The following is a 245-nucleotide window of genomic DNA, read 5'->3' as shown; positions in this document are numbered from 1 at the left end:
ATATCCATTAATCTTCTTTCTCGTTTTCTCTCTTTCACCTATCTTGTTTCAGAAAAAAGAATATACGAGTATGAAAGATATACTAGGGATACTTTTATTTTACTATGTGCTAATTAGTGGATATTACTTTATGGATGTTGTAAGTGAAAGAATGAAGAAGGATAGTAAAGATAAACGATAAATTTTATTGTATAAAAACCGATGGAGGATAAAAAATGACCGAGAGTGAAATGAAATTCCGTGAT

At 29.0% G+C, this 245-nt stretch carries 1 protein-coding gene; it reads left to right on the top strand.

The window, feature by feature from the left end:
* On the top strand, positions 1–181 hold a 181-nt coding region (locus tag SB717_RS38655), incomplete at its 5' end, for a hypothetical protein (RefSeq protein ID WP_410908536.1).
* Positions 182–245: the final 64 nt, after the last annotated feature.

It is taken from the genome of Priestia sp. SIMBA_032 (genome assembly GCF_046535215.1).
Classification (GTDB): Bacteria; Bacillota; Bacilli; order Bacillales; family Bacillaceae_H; genus Priestia; species Priestia aryabhattai.
The sequence above is the reverse complement of the archived record's forward strand: the minus strand, read 5'-3'. Positions and strand labels throughout refer to the sequence as shown.